This is a genomic window from Mesorhizobium sp. M0437, assembly GCF_040321335.1.
Taxonomy (GTDB): domain Bacteria; phylum Pseudomonadota; class Alphaproteobacteria; order Rhizobiales; family Rhizobiaceae; genus Mesorhizobium.
Genome location: NZ_JAMYRK010000043.1, coordinates 40,105 through 55,255, shown reverse-complemented (window position 1 = coordinate 55,255; position 15,151 = coordinate 40,105). Strand labels below are relative to the sequence as shown.

Sequence of the window (15,151 nt, the reverse complement as noted above, 5' to 3'; positions counted from 1 at the left end):
CATGAACGTGAACACAACGCCCGGCCCAGGGATGCCATGGATAAAGAAACTTGCGTTCCTCGGTCCCGTGGGCGTTCTCTCGTCGTGTTGTACAATGCAGAGCGCCCGCACGAGGCGATCGACGGCGCCGTGCCGCTCGACCGCTACCGGTCTTCCCCGCGCGACTTCAGGGAGACCCAGCAGCCCTTCGACTATGCGCCCGGCGACCATATCCGCAAGATCCAGCAGAAGGGCGCGACCTCGCTGTTCGGCCGCCACTTCAAGATCTGCAATGCCTTCGCCGGGCGCGCCGTCGCCTTCCGTGCGACCGACAAGGACGGCGTCTTCAACGTCTTCTTCCGCCATCAGAAAATCCAAACCATCGACCTCAACCTCGTCGAGAGATAGCATGGAGCACTGTTCGCGATGTCCTCGCACACCTGTTCGCGATGTCTCCGGTCCAAACACCCCCTTGAGGGGGAGATGGCCGGCAGGCCAGAGGGGGTCGTCTCGCGTGGAGCACCTGCCTGCCGTTAGGAGAGTCGCGTCAAGACGTACCGACCCCTCTGTCGCCTTCGGCGACATCTCCCCCTCAAGGGGGGAGATTGGCTGGTCGTCAGCCTGAATTCACCGATGCCATCCTTGCCGCAATATCGCGCAAAGTCGCCTCGTCGGCCGCCGAACGCGCCTTCCTCGACGCCACGAGACAGGCCTGCGAGCGCAGGATGACGCCGTCGGCCAGCACCTTGAGATGGTTGGCACGCAGCGTCGCGCCTGACGTGGTGATGTCGACGACGATATCGGCCAATCCGGCCGCCGGCGCGCCTTCGGTGGCGCCCAGGCTTTCGACGATGCGGTAGACCTGGATGCCATGCTTTTGCGAAAAGAACTGCTGGGTCAGGCGCCAGTATTTGGTGGCGATCCTGAGCCGCCGGCTGTGGCGCTGGCGGAAGTCGGCGGCGACGTCGTCGAGGTCGGCCATGGTGTCGACATCGAGCCAGATGTCGGGCACGGCGACGACGACATCGGCATTGCCGAAACCGAGGCGGGCGATGATTTCGGCGCGCGCCTCGCAATCGGCGAGGTTTTCGCGCAAAAGGTCCTCGCCGGTGATGCCGAGATCGACCGACCCCTGGCCGATTTCGCCTGATATCTCCGAGGCAGACAGGAACGCTATCTCGACGCCGTCAAGGCCGTCGATGCGGGCGCGATATTTGCGCTCGTCGCCGGGCAGGCTGACGGCAAGCCCGGCCTTGGCCAGGACCTCCAGCGCCTGCTCCTTGAGCCGGCCTTTCGACGGGATCGCCAGCGTGATCATGGCGCCGTCTCCCGCAGCGCCTCGATGCGGTCGAGCCAGACGGAAAAACCGACGCCGGGGATTGGCGTTTTTGCGCCGAGCAGCGTCAGCAGCCGGTCGTAGCGGCCACCACCGGCGAGCGGCCGGTCGCCATCCTGCGCCGCGATCTCGAAGACCAGGCCGGTGTAGTAATCGAGCGGCCGGCCGAAGGCGGCGTCGTAGCGGATTTCAGACATCGGCAGGCCGAGGCTTTCTATGGCCGCGGCGCGGGCTGCGAAATTCTCCAGCGCAGCCCCCAGTGAAAGCCCGGCATCGGCTGCAAAACGTTGGAGCGCTCCGGCGGCGCTGTCGAGCGGCACGTCGATCGCCAGGAAACTCTTCAGTGCCGCGAATGCCTCGTTCGACAGCCGTACGCTGCGCAGTTCGGCTTTCTCGATCAGGCGCCGCGCAATCTCGGACGGCGAACGCCCGGCCGTTGCCGACAGGCCAGCCTCTTCCATGCCGCCGGCGATATGCGCCGAAAGACCGTCAAGATCGCCGTCGAGGACAAGGGCGGCGACCGCGCCGGCAAGCTGGCTGTTGCGCGGTGGATTGGCGAGGTCGGCAAGGGCTGCTTCCAGCATCGGCGCCGAGCCGAAGGCGCGGGCCAGCCGCATGCGCCAACCGCGCGGCAGGCCAAGCGCTGCAAGCACCGCCTCGAAGATGGTCTGGTCGCCGAGCGTGACCGCCAGCTCCCGGCCGGGCAGCACCAGCGAAAGCAGCGCATGCGCATCGGCCAGCGAACGCGCGTCGGCGGCGGCCGTGTCGCGGTCGCCAAGATCCTCGATGCCGGCCTGGAAGAACTCGTTGCCGCCCTCGCGGCGCTGGCGAAACACCTCGCCGAGATACGAATAGCGGCGCGGCGTGCCGGCCTGGCTGGCAATGTGGTCGAGGCAGACCGGAATGGTGAATTCCGGCCGCAGGCAAAGCGTCTGTCCGGTCTCGCTCTCGGTGAGAAAGATGCGGCGCCGCAAATCCTCGCCGGCCATGTCGAGGAACGGGTCGGCCGGCTGCAGCACAGCGACCTCGACCGCGTGCGTATTTCGCGCGGCGAAGAGGCTGGTGATGTCGGATGCGATGGCGGGGCGCGAGGTCATGGCAGGCGCCCTTCCCTTCTCCCCCTGGGGGAGAAGGTGGATTGGCGCGAAGCGCCAAGACGGATGAGGGGTGCCGGAAGAAATGAGGCGTCGGCGTTCCCTGGAACACCCCTCATCCGACCGAGCTTCGCTCGGCCACCTTCTCCCACAAGGGGAGAAGGAAGCGGCGCCCTACTTGCCACGCGCCCGCTCCTCGGCCTGCGCCGCCAGTATCTTCTTCACCTCGGCGACCAGATCGCCTTCCGCCACGGTCACCTGCGCCGGTCGCGCGGCGCGCCATTCGGCGTTGTCGGCGATCTCGGCCGACATTTTCGCGCCTTCGATCAGGTCCTTGATCTGCACCTCGCCCTTGGCGCGCTCGTCGCCGCCCTGGATGACGGCGACCGGGCTGCCGCGGCGGTCGGCATATTTCAACTGCGCCTTCATGCCGGCGCCGCCGAGATACATTTCCGAGCGGATGCCGGCGGCGCGCAGCTCGGCCACCATCTTCTGGTAGCGGCCGAGGCTTTCCGTGTCCTTGTCCATGGTCAGCACGACGACCGGCGCGATGACATCGGAAGTATCGAGCTTGCCGAGGTTCTTCAGCGCCGTCATCAGCCGCGAGACGCCGATCGAAAAACCGGTCGCCGGCACCAGCTCGCCACGAAAGCGCGAGACGAGGCCGTCATAACGTCCGCCGCCGCCAACCGAGCCGAAGCGCACGATCTGGCCGTCCTCGTTGGGGATTTCGGCCAGCAGCTCGGCCTCGTAGACCGGGCCGGTGTAATATTCGAGGCCACGCACAACGGAGGGATCGATGCGAATGCGATCCTCACCGTAGCCGCTTTGCGCGACCATGGTTCTTATCTGCTCCAACTCTGCAAGACCCTCGACAAACGAGGCGTTCGTGATGCCGAGATGTTCGAGTTTTCTTTCCTCGACAAGATTGCTGAGCCCTGGGGTGATAGATCCCAGTGTCTGGACAACTTGTTCGGGATCATGCTGCGCCATGACCGTGAAATAGCTGATCACAACATCGATTTGAGCGTTACCCAGCCCGGCGCCCTTGGTAAAATCACCGCTCTCGTCCTTGCGCCCGGCGCCCAAAAGCAGGCGAACCCCCTCGACGCCCAGCTTGTCCAGCTTGTCGATCGCCCGCAGCACCTGCAGCCGGCGGCCAGCGTTCTCGTCGCCGCCGAGGCCGATCGCCTCGAGCACACCGTCGAGCACTTTGCGGTTGTTGACGCGGACGACGTAATCACCGCGCTTGATGCCGAGCGCCTCCATCACGTCGGCCATCATCATTGCCATCTCGGCATCGGCCGCGACACCCGGCGTGCCGACCGTGTCGGCGTCGAACTGCATGAACTGGCGGAAGCGGCCGGGACCGGGCTTCTCGTTGCGGAACACCCAGCCGGAGCGATAGCTGCGATAGGGTTTCGGCAGGCGCTCAAAATTCTCGGCAACGAAGCGCGCCATCGGCGCGGTCAGGTCGTAGCGCAGCGACAGCCACTGGTCGTCCTCGTCCTGGAACGAGAACACGCCCTCGTTCGGCCGGTCCTGGTCGGGCAGGAATTTGCCGAGCGCATCGGTGTATTCGATCAGCGGCTGGTCGACCGGCTCGAAACCGTAGAGTTCAAAGACCGAGCGGATCGTCGCCATCATCTTCTCGACGGTGCGCAGATCGTCGGCGCCGCGGTCGACAAAGCCGCGCGGCAGCCGCGCTTTCATCTTTTCGGATTTGTCGGCCATGGGATGGGTACTTTGCTAAGTAATCGGTGACTTATTTCGGGTCGGCGTGTCCTACCGATGCAGCCCGGAGAAGGCAAGGGTTTGCGGCTCTCCTTCTCCCCTTGTGGGAGAAGGTGGCCGAGCGAAGCTCGGTCGGATGAGGGGTGTTCCAAGGAACGCCGACGTCTCGTTTCTTCCAACACCCCTCATCCGGCTCGGCGCTGCGCGCCGATCCACCTTCTCCCACAAGGGGAGAAGGAAAGGCGAAAAAGAACCTGAAACAATTGTGCCATGCGCGCGGCATCGTGCCGACACAATCCGGGCCGATAAGCGCGCCGAAACAAGGGGTTCGGGGCCATGGCCACGCTACAGAAGTTCGACATCATCGATAGCGGCGCACGCGACGCCTCGGTCCGGCTGCGGCCGGCCGATGGTTATGCGCCGAATACGAAGCAAATCGCCGGACCGTTCGAGATCGCGGCGCAACAGCGCAGCGGACCGACCATGCGCGACGTGCTGATGACCGGACTGCTGGTGATCTATCCGGTGTTCGCCGCGCTGGCGGCCATCCTTGCCGGGTTTTTCCTGGCCGGCGCCGGCGGCGCCTGAGCCGCTATTTCGGCCGCTTGAACGCTTTCCGTTCCGCCTCGACCGGCTCGCGGCAGACGCAGCCCTCGAGATGGTCGTTGACCAGCCCCATCGCCTGCATGAAGGCGTAGACGGTGGTCGGGCCGACAAAGCTCCAGCCGCGCTTCTTCAGCTCTTTCGAAATGCGGACCGAGACGGCCGTCGTCGGATTGGCGCGCAAATGCGCGAGGTCGATGATCTCGGGACGCTCGTGCGGGCCGGGCTCGAAGTTCCAGAACCAGGCCGCCAGCGAACCGGCCTCGTCGATGAGTTCGCGGGCGCGCTTGGCGTTGTTGATGGTCGAGACGATCTTGCCGCGATGGCGGATGATGCCGGCATTGCCGAGCAGGCGCTCGACATCGGCGTCGGTGAAGGCGGCGATCTTGTCGACATCGAAGCCGGCAAACGCCTCGCGGAAATTGTCGCGCTTGCGCAATATGGTCAGCCAGGACAGGCCCGACTGAAAACCTTCGAGGCAGATCTTCTCGAACAGGCGGCGGTCGTCGGCGACCGGCCGGCCCCATTCGTGGTCGTGGTAGTGCAGATAATCCGGCAGGTTGCCGTGCCAGAAGCAGCGGGCGATGCCGTCGGGACCGGCAAGCAGACCTGTCTTTTCATCCATGGCGGAATTCCGTTCGTGTCTTGGCGTTAACGCGTTTTGACGCGGCCTTTACCGCGGCTTTACCAGATTCCTGAACCGGGCGGTAACCACACCAAAAGCTTTACTGACAGATCGGCATTTTACACATTCCGATTCATGTTTCGGTTGCCGCTTCGCGCCCAATGTCGGCGAAATCGGGGAGGCTTTGCACCCCGGCATGTTCGACGATCAAGGTGCGTTGCGATGAAGACATTCTTGTTCCCACTGTTCGGCGCCGCGGCCGTGCTTGCGGCCGGCGCCGCCAATGCCAGCGACCGCTATGCGGAGAGGCCGCCGGTGGTGGTCAGCCCAGATCTTTCGGCGCCCTGGGTGCTGCAGCTCGGCCATGCCCCGGGCATCGTGCGGCAGAGCCGGCAAGAGGCGCAGCCGCAACGGCGCTACCGGCGGCTGGCCGAACCCGATCAGCTGCGCACCGCAGCGGTGCAGGCGCCGGCCAAGCGCATGGTGATGCGGCCGCAGATCGACCCGATCTATCTGCCGCAGGAAGTCGCCTATGACGGCCCGCAGAAGCCGGGCACGATCGTCATCGATACGCGAGAGAATTTCCTCTATCTGGTCGGGAAGAACGGTAAGGCGCGGCGTTATGGCGTCGGCACCGGCAAGCCGGGCTTCGAATGGTCCGGCACCCACAAGATCACCAATAAGCGCGTCTGGCCGGATTGGCGGCCGCCGGCGGTGATGATCGCCCGCGAAGCCGCCAAGGGCCGTTATCTGCCGACCTATCTCGCTGGCGGCATGGAAAACCCGCTCGGCGCACGCGCGCTCTATCTCGGCTCGACCGAGTACCGTATCCACGGCACCAATCAGCCCTGGACGATCGGCGGCGCGGTGTCGTCGGGCTGCATCCGCATGCGCAACGAGGACGTGGTCGACCTTTACGAGCGGGTCAATGTTGGCACGATGGTTGTAGTGATGTAATCTGCGGTTGACCTCATCGATGATTCTGCTCAGAAGCCTCGGGAGCATTGAATAACGGGGGACGGGCCGTGTGGGGATGCGGCCAGTCACGAAAGGGCAGCGCGGCAAGCCGTGCTGCCCTTTTTGTTTCCGCCAGCAGGAATTGACGGGAAGATTTTGCCGGCACGTCGCGCGACCGGCATGGCGGTTCGCTTTTCGCGCTGCCTTTTCGCGGTTGCTTTGCTATGTGGCGGCTAAAATCCAGATAAAGGCCCCATCCCGATGTCCCTTTCCGACGACAGCCGCTATCTCAGAGGCGGCCCGGTTGCTCAACGCATCATCGCCGGCGTGCGCGAAGACGCGGCGATCGCCACCGCCGAAGGCTTTCCGCCCAAGCTGGTGTCGGTCACCGTCGGCGATACCGCCGCGGTCGATGTCTATGTCCGCAACCAGCGCGCCAAGGCCGGGTTGGCCGGCATCGGCTTCGAGGAAAGGCGCTTTCGCGCCGACATCACCGCCGGCGAGCTGGAAGCGGCAATCCACGGGCTTAACGCCGACCCGCGCGTCACCGGCATCATCATCCAGCGGCCGGTGCCGGTGCACATTCCGATCAAGACGCTGCAGGCGGCGGTGCATCCGCTCAAGGATGTCGAGGGCATGCATCCGGCCTCGATCGGCAACATCGTCTACAACCAGCTCGACCTGGCGCCCTGCACCGCCGCCGCTTCGGTCGAACTGCTCAGGGAAACCGGCCTCGACCTCAAGGGGCTCGAGGTGGTGGTCGTCGGCCATTCCGAGATCGTCGGCAAGCCGATCGCGTTCCTCTTGATGAGCGAAGGCGCGACGGTGACCGTCTGTCACCACATGACGCGTTCGGTGGCGGCACACGCACGCCGCGCCGACGCGCTGTTCGTCGCGGTGGGCAAACCGCGGCTGATCAAGGCCGACATGGTCAAGCCGGGCGCCGCCGTCATCGATATCGGCATCAATTCGGAAATCGGGCCGGACGGCGAGAGCCGCATCGTCGGCGACGTCGACGCCGAGAGCGTCAGGCATGTCGCGTCGTGGATCACGCCGGTGCCGGGCGGCGTCGGCCCGATCACGGTGGCGATCCTGCTGCGCAACACGATGGTGGCGCTCAGCCGCCAGCGCGCCCGCTACCAGGCCACCTACGGCACGGCAGACCGGCTGGCGGCGGAGTAGGCGCTTTCGTCACGTGTATTGCGGCACATGGCAGGTGATCCGGGACTCGTCATCCCAGAAGACGTAGAGCACGCCGCCGCTGCCCCAGAAGAAACCGGCGAGTGAATCGAACTGAAGAAGAAATTTCATTTCCCGGTCCGTTCCGGGAACGACTGGAAACTGCGGTCCCTGAATCCATGACGGCAGCCCACCAAGCCGAAACAGGTTTTGCCTTGAATTGCTTATCCCGTACGACTGCCTAAGCCACCGTTTAGGGGTCGGTGCCAACCGAACAGTTCTTTTCTCGGCGGCTTTTGCAGGCCTCTCAATGTAGGGCGAATGCAGAGGTGCGATCGGCGTCGGCACACCGGCAGCGTCGTGGGAATAATAGGTCGGTTCGAGAGAATTCGCACAGGTCTCGATACGGAGTCTGGGAAGAGGCATCGTCAGCTCACTCCCAAGATCGTCCAGCGTAATCAGATGTATCAGTCGCTCTCGACAGGTCGGGCACACTGCCGATCCTTCGCCGCCGACCGTAAGTGGCCGGCCAGTCGCCGGCAGATGCCAGGTAGGATGATTGCGATGCGTCGGAAAAGATATGTCGCTCGGAGCGCCTTCCTCAAAGCTGAAATGATGACATGCCGGCGGCGAACGAGGATCATCATGCGTCAGCCAGTCTGCGAAATCGGGAATGTCGCCCAAGGTACCGTCTGGAAACAATTCCGGCGCCTGCAAGGCGACGTGAGCCAGCAGATCCTCCACGTCTATTCCGCGTTTCACTTCCTCTTGCAGGAAAAATGCCAGACGAGCCAAATGCGCGTCGTCGAGAAACGAAACGGCGTCGATAATCAGATTGTCTTGCTGGACGTCGGCTTCTACCGCTGCCTTTATGAGCGCAAACAGGAATTCGGACCCATCCTTGAGATGACGAGCGATGATTGTCTGGCATTCGCCATAGCTGGCCTGGAACGTCGCCGGCGATCTGTCCGACAGCAGCCGAACGACGGTTCCAATCTCTTCGGACTTTGGGTTGGGCATCTCGGCAGTCTCATCGGCGGGTGCGCAGCAATCAAACCAATTTTGGCGGCTCGCCGCCATAGGCCCAGTCGAGCAGCTTTATCGTATGCACCACCGGCAGCTTGGCGGCGGAAGCGATCTGGGTGATGCAGCCGATATTGCCGGTGGCGACGATTTCAGCACCGGTCGCCTCGATATTCCTGACCTTGCGGTCGCGCAACGTCGCCGAAATCCCGGGCTGCAGGATGTTGTAGGTGCCGGCCGAACCGCAGCAAAGATGCCCTTCGCGCGGCTCGCGCACGACGAAGCCGGCACGGACCAGAAGCTCCTTCGGCTGGCGGGTGATCTTCTGGCCGTGCTGCATTGAGCAGGCTGAGTGATAGGCGACGATGGTGCCCGGCTTGCGGACCGGCTCGGGCAGGTCGAGGCTTGCCAGATATTCGGTGATGTCCCTGGCCAACGCCGAGACCCGCGCAGCCTTGTCGGCATAGGCCGGATCGAGGCGCAGCATGAAGCCGTAATCCTTGATGGTGGTGCCGCACCCGGATGCGGTGATGACGATGGCGTCGAGTCCACCCTGCTCGATGGCGCGCGTCCAGGCGTCGACGTTCCGTCGGGCCGACGCCAAGGCAGCGTCCTCGCGCCCCATATGATGCACCAGCGCGCCGCAGCAGCCCTCGCCCTCGGGCACCACGACCTCGACGCCAAGCCGGGTCAGCAGCGAAATCGTCGTGTCGTTGATGCCGGGATCGAGCACGGATTGCGCGCAGCCGGTGAGGATGGCGACGCGGCCATTTTTCTTCGCGCCCTGCCCGGCATGGACGCCCGGCGAGGCCATCGGCGAGACTTCCGGGACCGACGCCGGGGCCAGCTTCAACATCGCGCCCAAAGGCTTCAATGCCTGGATTTTCTCAAACAGGCCGGCGAATGGGTGGCCGAGCTTCGCCAGCTTGAGCGCCGCGCGGAAACGCGAGGGATAGGGCAGCACGAAGGCCAGCATGGCGCGTGTCAGGCGATCGGCCAGCGGACGCTTGTAGGTCTCCTCGATATGGACGCGGGCGTGGTCGACCAGATGCATGTAGTTGACGCCCGACGGGCAGGTGGTCATGCAGGCGAGGCAGGACAGGCAGCGGTCAATATGGGTGACGATCTGCTTGTCGGCCGGCCGGCCGTTTTCCAGCATGTCCTTGATCAGATAAATCCGGCCGCGCGGCGAATCCAGTTCGTTGCCGAGCGTCACATAGGTCGGGCAGGTGGCGGTGCAGAAGCCGCAATGCACGCATTTGCGCAGGATCTTCTCCGATTCCGCGACATGCGGATCGGCGAGCTGGGCAGCTGAGAAATTGGTCTGCACGTAAACGAATCCCTACCGTTTGAGCATGATCTTTTCCCAAAACCGGTACCCAGTTTTGGGGATCATGCTCATAATCCCAGAAACCAGCTTTCCGGGTTCTTGACCGCCTCGCCGCGCTGCAGCGCCTGCAGGCCGAGAATGCAGCGGGCGATGAACCAGACGGCAACGGCAACCATCAGCACGACACCGATGACCACGATCATCAGCAGCGCCGAGATCAGTGCATAGAGCAGGCCGATCCAGAAGGTGCGGATCAGGAATGTGTAGTGGCTTTCGACGAAGCCGCCGGCCTTGCCGCGATTGATATAGGCCAGGACGATGCCGACAATGCCGCTGACGCCGATGGCCAGGCCGGCGAGATAGAGGATGTAGATGACCAGCGCGTTGGTCGGGCCGGGCTCCAGCCAGCGGTCGGTCTGGCGTGACGTACCGTTTTGGCCTGGATCGCTCATTGTGCTCCTCACTCGGTTGCCGGCGCGAGAGTAGCAGAGCTTGCGCCCGGCGCCATACGGCCGGGATTGAGGATATTCTTCGGGTCGAATTCGGCCTTCAGCCGCGCCGACAGTGCTGCCAGTTGCGGCGCTTGCGGTTCGAACACCGGTACGGCGGCGCGGTGCGAAGGGGTTGCGCGCACCAGCGTCGCATGGCCGCCGCCATGTCTTCTGATCAGGCCGCGCAACAGGCCGGCCTCGGGATCGTCCTGCTGCATGCGCAGCCAGATCAGCCCGCCCTGCCAGTCGTAGAAGGCATCGACCGGGGCCTGCATGCGCAGCGCCAGCACCATCTGGTGGCCCCGCGACGGCGCCATCGAGACGCGCCACACCGGCCTTTCGCTGCCATCGGCGAACGGCGCGCAGTCGCGGACACCGCGCCAGACCGAGTACGAGACCGAACCGGAAATCTCCTGCAGCGGCCCGGCGTTTTTCAGCAGGTCTTTCAGCGCGGCAATGCGGTAAGCGACCGACGGGCCGAAGCCCTCGATGCGCAGCAGCGTCGCGGCATCGCTGCCGAGACTGCCGCCGGCGACCCTAGCTGCGACCCGTTCGGGAAGATGGGCAGCACTCGACACTTCGGCGCTGGAACCCAGCGCCAGCGCCATGGCGGCGGCGGCGTGATCGTCGAGCAGGCCGCGGATGGCGAGCGTGACTTCGGTCTCGGCAGCAGGCAGCACCTTGAAAGTGACGTCGGTGAGCACCGCCAGCGTGCCCCAGCTGTTGGCCATCAGCTTGGACAGGTCATAGCCGGTGACGTTCTTGACGACGCGGCCGCCCGATTTGAAGGCCTCGCCGCGCCCGGAAACGGCCGCTATGCCGAGGATATGATCGCGCGCAGCACCCACCTTCAGCCGGCGCGGGCCGGAAAGGTTCGCGGCGAGTGCGCCGCCGATCGTGCCTCGCGCTGGCTCACCGCCGAGCAGCGGGCCGTAATCCATCGGTTCGAAGGCAAGTTGCTGGCCGTTTTCGGCAAGCAGGCTTTCGATTTCGGCCAGCGGCGTGCCGGCTTTTGCCGACAGCACCAGTTCGGCCGGCTCGTAAAGCATGACGCCGGAGAGTCTGGAAAGGTCGAGCGTATGCTCGCTCTGCTGCGGCCGGCCGATACCGCGCTTGGAGCCGTGGCCGAGGATTTCGAGCGGGGATTCCTCTGCGGCTGCCCAAGCGACGGTGGAGAGCGTTTCCGCGGCGGTTGATGGGGTGAAGGTGGTCATGCGGCAGAGCCCTGGTTCCTCGCCCTCGCGAAGCGGGGGAGAGGTGCCTCGCGCAGCGAGGCGGAGAGGGGGCCATCATAGAGCGCCACCTCTAGAGTTCTTGCTTGCAAAAACGAACCTGAGGTCGGCAGAGATTACGTCCTCCGCGAGCCGTCCCTCAAGTGCTGCAAGAATGGTTTCGCAGACACTCGTCGGGTTGGTTAGCATGTCGGCGCTCCAGAATCGGATCACCGAGAACCCTTTGCCGCGCATGAATTCGTCGCGTCGCCTGTCGTAAGTACTATCGGCGTGTTGACCTCCGTCCAGCTCGACGATCAGCCTTTCGCTTCGGCAGGCGAAGTCTGCAAAATACGGCCCAATCGGCATCTGACGCACGAATTTATATCCGCCCAGCCTCTTGGCCTTCAACTCGTTCCAGAGGGTCGCTTCCGCCTGATTGTCGCCTCGACGAAGCTCGCGGGCGCGCGCGACCTTTTCGGGTGAACGCCGGCTTGGTGCACCGGTCGTCCCCCTCTCCGTCCCGGGCTCCGCCCGAGCCACCTCTCCCCCGCTTTGCGGGGGCGAGGAACCCCCATTCTGAGCTATCATCCCCTCAAAACCTCGGAATGTCCGGAAACGCCACTTGCCCGCGATGCACGTGCATCCGCCCGAGCTCGGCGCATCGCCTCAATTGCGGGAAGACCTTGCCGGGATTCAAAAGATGGTTGGGGTCGAAGGCGCATTTGACGCGCATCTGCTGGTCGAGGTCGATCTGGTTGAACATTTCCGGCATCAGGTCGCGCTTCTCGATGCCGACCCCGTGCTCTCCGGTCAGCACGCCACCGACCTTGACGCAGAGCCGCAATATGTCGGCGCCGAAACTCTCCGCCTTGTCGAGTTCGCCCGGCACGTTGGCGTCATAGAGGATGAGCGGGTGCAGATTGCCGTCGCCGGCGTGAAAGACATTGGCGACGCCGAGCCCGTATTTCTCCGACAGTTCGCGCATGCCGGCGAGCACGCGCGGCAGTTCCTTGCGCGGGATGGTGCCGTCCATGCAGTAGTAGTCGGGCGAGATGCGGCCGACCGCCGGGAACGCCGCCTTGCGGCCGGCCCAGAAGCTCAGCCGCTCCTGTTCCGACTGCGACGTGCGGCATGTGGTCGAGCCGTTCCTAAAAGCAATGGCTTCGACCAGGCCGATCAGGTGATCGACCTCGACACCCGGCCCGTCCAGCTCGACGATCAGCAGCGCCTCGACATCGAGCGGATAGCCGGCCTGGACGAAATCCTCGGCGGCGTGGATGGCCGGACGGTCCATCATCTCCATGCCGCCCGGAATGATGCCGGCGCCGATGATATCGGCAACGCATTGGCCGGCCTGCTCGCTGGTCGGGAAACCGATCAGCAGGGCACGCGCCGTCTCCGGCTTCTTCAGGATGCGTACGGTGACCTCGGTTACGACGCCGAGCAGTCCTTCGGAGCCGGTCATGACGCCGAGCAGGTCGTAGCCTTCCGCGTCGAGATGGCTGCCGCCGAGGCGCACCACCTCGCCATTCATCAGCACCATCTCGATGCCGAGCACATTGTTGGCGGTGAGACCGTATTTCAGGCAGTGCACGCCGCCGGAATTTTCCGCGACATTACCGCCGATCGAGCAGGCGATCTGGGAGGATGGATCGGGGGCGTAATAGAAGCCCTCCTGCTCGACGGCGGTGGTGATGCCGAGATTGGTGACGCCGGGCTGAGCGACGACGACGCGGTTCTGAAAATCGATCTCGAGGATGCGGTTGAAGCGGCTCATCACCAGCAGCACCGCGTCTTCGAGCGGCAGCGCACCGCCGGAGAGCGAGGTGCCGGAGCCGCGCGGCACGACGCGGATGTTGCGGTCGCTGCAATATTTCAGCACCCGCGACACCTGCGCCACGGTCTGCGGCAGCACCACGACCAGCGGCAATTGCCGGTAGGCGGTGAGCCCGTCGCTCTCGAAGGCGCGCATGGCATTGGCGGCGTCGACGACGCCCTCGCCCGGCACCATGATGCGCATATCGGCGACGATCTCGTCGCGCCAGCGCATCGTGGCGTCGTCTGGTTTCGGCATGGCAAGGCCGGACATCGACAGCCTCCTTCGATCGACTGGTAAAAATCTTTTACCAGCGACAGTGGTCGCTTGCAAATGCCGCGTTGGCCGGGATGAGAGGCCTATGGCCGAGACAGCCTTCCGCAGCGGCAATCTGCCGCTGCGCCCCACATTACTCGCCCGGCTGCTTGCCTGGTTCGGAGTGCATGCGGCGGACGCGGCGCACGCCCCACCAGACGAGCACGACCGCGAGCGGCACCGAGGCGGCGGTGACCATTTCCGGCGCGAAGGCATGGCCGAAGATCGAGGCGCCCTTGGCGACGTAGCCGATGAGGCCGACGACATAGTAGGAAACCGCGGCGACCGAGAGCCCCTCCACCGTCTGCTGCAGCCGCAATTGCAGGCGGGCGCGATTGTTCATCGATGCCAAAAGATCGCGGTTCTGCTTCTCGACCTCGACGTCGACCCAGGTGCGCAGCAGTGTGGTGGCACGGGTGAGCTTCGTCGACAGGTTGGCCTGGCGCTCCTCGACCGAACGGCAGGTACGCATCGCCGGCGCCACGCGGCGCTGCAGAAAACCGCCCCAGGTGTCGTAGCCGGGCACCGCCTCTTCGTCGAGCGCCTCCAGCCGTTCGCGCACGATGCCGTCATAGGCGCGGCTGGCGCCGAAGCGGTAGAGGCTGGAGGCGGCATCGGCCTCCAGCTCGGCGGCCAGTTCGGTCAAGTCGGCAAGCAGCGTCTGGCTGTCGCGGGTCTCGGCGACCTTCATTTCCAACGTGGTCTGGGCCAGCCTGTCTTCGATGCGGCGGGCGCGACCGGACAGCGTCAGGGCCAGCGGCAGCCCAAGCATGGCCAGCGTGCGGTAGGTCTCGATGTCGATCAGCCGCTGCGACAGTGCCCCGGTGCGCGCCGGGGTCAGGCCGCGGTCGAGCACCAGCATGCGGGTCAAGCCGTCGCCATCCTGACGGAAATCGGTGACGATGGCCGCGTTGCCGCGCTCGACCAGCGAATAGCACAGGCTGGTCGGGTCGAAGCCGGCGATCAGTTTTTCGTTCGCCGGCGTCCATTTGCGGATCTCCAGCCTGATGCCGGAAATCACCGTGCCCGGCGGCGAAAACCCGTTGCCGAAGGGTGTGTCTTCTTGCCCCCTGCCGTTTTCGGCGAGCGGGCCTTCCCAGAGATAGGTCGAGAATTCCGTGTGGCGTTCCCAGCGCAGCGAGCCCTTGCCCCATTTCATCGCGTGGTGGCGGGCGTGAGGGTCGGGCGCGGCGATGCCGAGGCGTCGCGACAATTCGGAAAGCACGGCCTGATCGATCCCGGATCCAGCTTCGGTCATGAAGGAAAGCTGCACCAGCACGCGCGGCTTTTCGACCAGCGGCTGCGGCCGGGCGTGGACCTCGCCGAGCGCGCCCGGCCGACCTTCATGCGCCGGAAAGCCCATGACGGTGCCGCCCACGGCTTTGGCGCGCAGCTGGAATTCGAGGTTGGAAGGGTCGGCGTCTGGCACGGCTGGTCCCCCGGGCTTCTGTGAGC

14 protein-coding genes and 1 pseudogene are annotated in these 15,151 nt (G+C 64.7%); 4 read left to right on the top strand and 11 right to left on the bottom strand.

The features are described from left to right. Nucleotides 1-387, top strand: a pseudogene (locus NKI72_RS23550) (hypothetical protein); the annotation flags it as partial. A gap of 208 nt (nucleotides 388-595) precedes the next feature. Here the strand turns inward: NKI72_RS23550 and hisG are convergent. From hisG to hisS, 3 genes are all read right to left on the bottom strand, one after another. Beyond that, entirely contained in the window at nucleotides 596-1,297 is a 702-nt protein-coding gene (gene hisG / locus NKI72_RS23545) for an ATP phosphoribosyltransferase (protein ID WP_352851008.1), read from the bottom strand. Then, nucleotides 1,294-2,412 (bottom strand): ATP phosphoribosyltransferase regulatory subunit, encoded by a 1,119-nt coding sequence (locus NKI72_RS23540; protein WP_352851007.1) that lies wholly within the window; start codon nucleotides 2,410-2,412, stop codon nucleotides 1,294-1,296. The genes hisG and NKI72_RS23540 overlap by 4 nt, the downstream gene beginning before the upstream one ends. A gap of 171 nt (nucleotides 2,413-2,583) precedes the next feature. Next, entirely contained in the window at nucleotides 2,584-4,143 is a 1,560-nt protein-coding gene (hisS, locus tag NKI72_RS23535; RefSeq protein ID WP_352851006.1) for a histidine--tRNA ligase, read from the bottom strand. Nucleotides 4,144-4,479: 336 nt separating this feature from the next. Between hisS and NKI72_RS23530 the strand changes: the two genes are divergently transcribed. Beyond that, complete coding sequence (locus NKI72_RS23530; protein ID WP_352502096.1) at nucleotides 4,480-4,731, top strand: hypothetical protein; 252 nt, start codon at nucleotides 4,480-4,482, stop codon at nucleotides 4,729-4,731. Nucleotides 4,732-4,735: 4 nt separating this feature from the next. Here the strand turns inward: NKI72_RS23530 and NKI72_RS23525 are convergent, their stop codons facing one another. Next, nucleotides 4,736-5,371, bottom strand: a complete 636-nt coding sequence (locus tag NKI72_RS23525; protein ID WP_352851005.1) for a DNA-3-methyladenine glycosylase I — start codon at nucleotides 5,369-5,371, stop codon at nucleotides 4,736-4,738. Between the two features lie 222 nt (nucleotides 5,372-5,593). Here NKI72_RS23525 and NKI72_RS23520 point away from each other — a divergent pair, with 222 nt between their 5' ends. Beyond that, complete coding sequence (locus tag NKI72_RS23520) at nucleotides 5,594-6,328, top strand: L,D-transpeptidase (protein WP_352851004.1); 735 nt, start codon at nucleotides 5,594-5,596, stop codon at nucleotides 6,326-6,328. Between the two features lie 261 nt (nucleotides 6,329-6,589). After that, nucleotides 6,590-7,510, top strand: a complete 921-nt coding sequence (locus tag NKI72_RS23515) for a bifunctional 5,10-methylenetetrahydrofolate dehydrogenase/5,10-methenyltetrahydrofolate cyclohydrolase (protein ID WP_352618472.1) — start codon at nucleotides 6,590-6,592, stop codon at nucleotides 7,508-7,510. Nucleotides 7,511-7,519: 9 nt separating this feature from the next. On the opposite strand, the gene NKI72_RS23510 is transcribed toward NKI72_RS23515, so the two are convergent. The 7 genes from NKI72_RS23510 to NKI72_RS23480 all read right to left on the bottom strand — a co-directional run bounded on the left by NKI72_RS23510 (nucleotide 7,520) and on the right by NKI72_RS23480 (nucleotide 15,125). Then, nucleotides 7,520-8,527, bottom strand: coding sequence for a hypothetical protein (locus NKI72_RS23510; RefSeq protein ID WP_352851002.1), 1,008 nt, complete (start codon nucleotides 8,525-8,527; stop codon nucleotides 7,520-7,522). Between the two features lie 31 nt (nucleotides 8,528-8,558). Continuing rightward, nucleotides 8,559-9,860, bottom strand: a complete 1,302-nt coding sequence (glcF, locus tag NKI72_RS23505) for a glycolate oxidase subunit GlcF (protein ID WP_352851001.1) — start codon at nucleotides 9,858-9,860, stop codon at nucleotides 8,559-8,561. 68 nt (nucleotides 9,861-9,928) lie between these two features. Next, nucleotides 9,929-10,312 (bottom strand): DUF4870 family protein, encoded by a 384-nt coding sequence (locus NKI72_RS23500; protein WP_352614815.1) that lies wholly within the window; start codon nucleotides 10,310-10,312, stop codon nucleotides 9,929-9,931. Nucleotides 10,313-10,320: 8 nt separating this feature from the next. Next, nucleotides 10,321-11,565, bottom strand: coding sequence for an FAD-binding protein (locus NKI72_RS23495; protein ID WP_352851000.1), 1,245 nt, complete (start codon nucleotides 11,563-11,565; stop codon nucleotides 10,321-10,323). A gap of 75 nt (nucleotides 11,566-11,640) precedes the next feature. Beyond that, nucleotides 11,641-12,153, bottom strand: a complete 513-nt coding sequence (locus tag NKI72_RS23490; RefSeq protein WP_352850999.1) for an endonuclease domain-containing protein — start codon at nucleotides 12,151-12,153, stop codon at nucleotides 11,641-11,643. A gap of 4 nt (nucleotides 12,154-12,157) precedes the next feature. Then, nucleotides 12,158-13,654 carry an FAD-linked oxidase C-terminal domain-containing protein gene (locus NKI72_RS23485; RefSeq protein ID WP_352850998.1) on the bottom strand — a complete coding sequence of 499 codons (1,497 nt, stop codon included), beginning with the start codon at nucleotides 13,652-13,654 and terminating at the stop codon, nucleotides 12,158-12,160. 136 nt (nucleotides 13,655-13,790) lie between these two features. Beyond that, on the bottom strand, nucleotides 13,791-15,125 hold the full coding sequence (locus NKI72_RS23480; RefSeq protein WP_352472690.1) for a DUF3422 family protein: 1,335 nt from the start codon (nucleotides 15,123-15,125) through the stop codon (nucleotides 13,791-13,793). Between the last annotated feature and the right edge of the window lie 26 nt (nucleotides 15,126-15,151).

What these genes read in the sequence shown, in the direction of transcription:
- hisG (WP_352851008.1), bottom strand. Translation starts at nt 1,297, where the DNA reads ATGATCACGCTGGCGATCCCGTCGAAAGGCCGGCTCAAGGAGCAGGCG.
- NKI72_RS23540 (WP_352851007.1), bottom strand. Translation starts at nt 2,412, where the DNA reads ATGACCTCGCGCCCCGCCATCGCATCCGACATCACCAGCCTCTTCGCC.
- hisS (WP_352851006.1), bottom strand. Translation starts at nt 4,143, where the DNA reads ATGGCCGACAAATCCGAAAAGATGAAAGCGCGGCTGCCGCGCGGCTTT.
- NKI72_RS23530 (WP_352502096.1), top strand. Translation starts at nt 4,480, where the DNA reads ATGGCCACGCTACAGAAGTTCGACATCATCGATAGCGGCGCACGCGAC.
- NKI72_RS23525 (WP_352851005.1), bottom strand. Translation starts at nt 5,371, where the DNA reads ATGGATGAAAAGACAGGTCTGCTTGCCGGTCCCGACGGCATCGCCCGC.
- NKI72_RS23520 (WP_352851004.1), top strand. Translation starts at nt 5,594, where the DNA reads ATGAAGACATTCTTGTTCCCACTGTTCGGCGCCGCGGCCGTGCTTGCG.
- NKI72_RS23515 (WP_352618472.1), top strand. Translation starts at nt 6,590, where the DNA reads ATGTCCCTTTCCGACGACAGCCGCTATCTCAGAGGCGGCCCGGTTGCT.
- NKI72_RS23510 (WP_352851002.1), bottom strand. Translation starts at nt 8,527, where the DNA reads ATGCCCAACCCAAAGTCCGAAGAGATTGGAACCGTCGTTCGGCTGCTG.
- NKI72_RS23500 (WP_352614815.1), bottom strand. Translation starts at nt 10,312, where the DNA reads ATGAGCGATCCAGGCCAAAACGGTACGTCACGCCAGACCGACCGCTGG.
- NKI72_RS23495 (WP_352851000.1), bottom strand. Translation starts at nt 11,565, where the DNA reads ATGACCACCTTCACCCCATCAACCGCCGCGGAAACGCTCTCCACCGTC.
- NKI72_RS23490 (WP_352850999.1), bottom strand. Translation starts at nt 12,153, where the DNA reads ATGATAGCTCAGAATGGGGGTTCCTCGCCCCCGCAAAGCGGGGGAGAG.
- NKI72_RS23485 (WP_352850998.1), bottom strand. Translation starts at nt 13,654, where the DNA reads ATGTCCGGCCTTGCCATGCCGAAACCAGACGACGCCACGATGCGCTGG.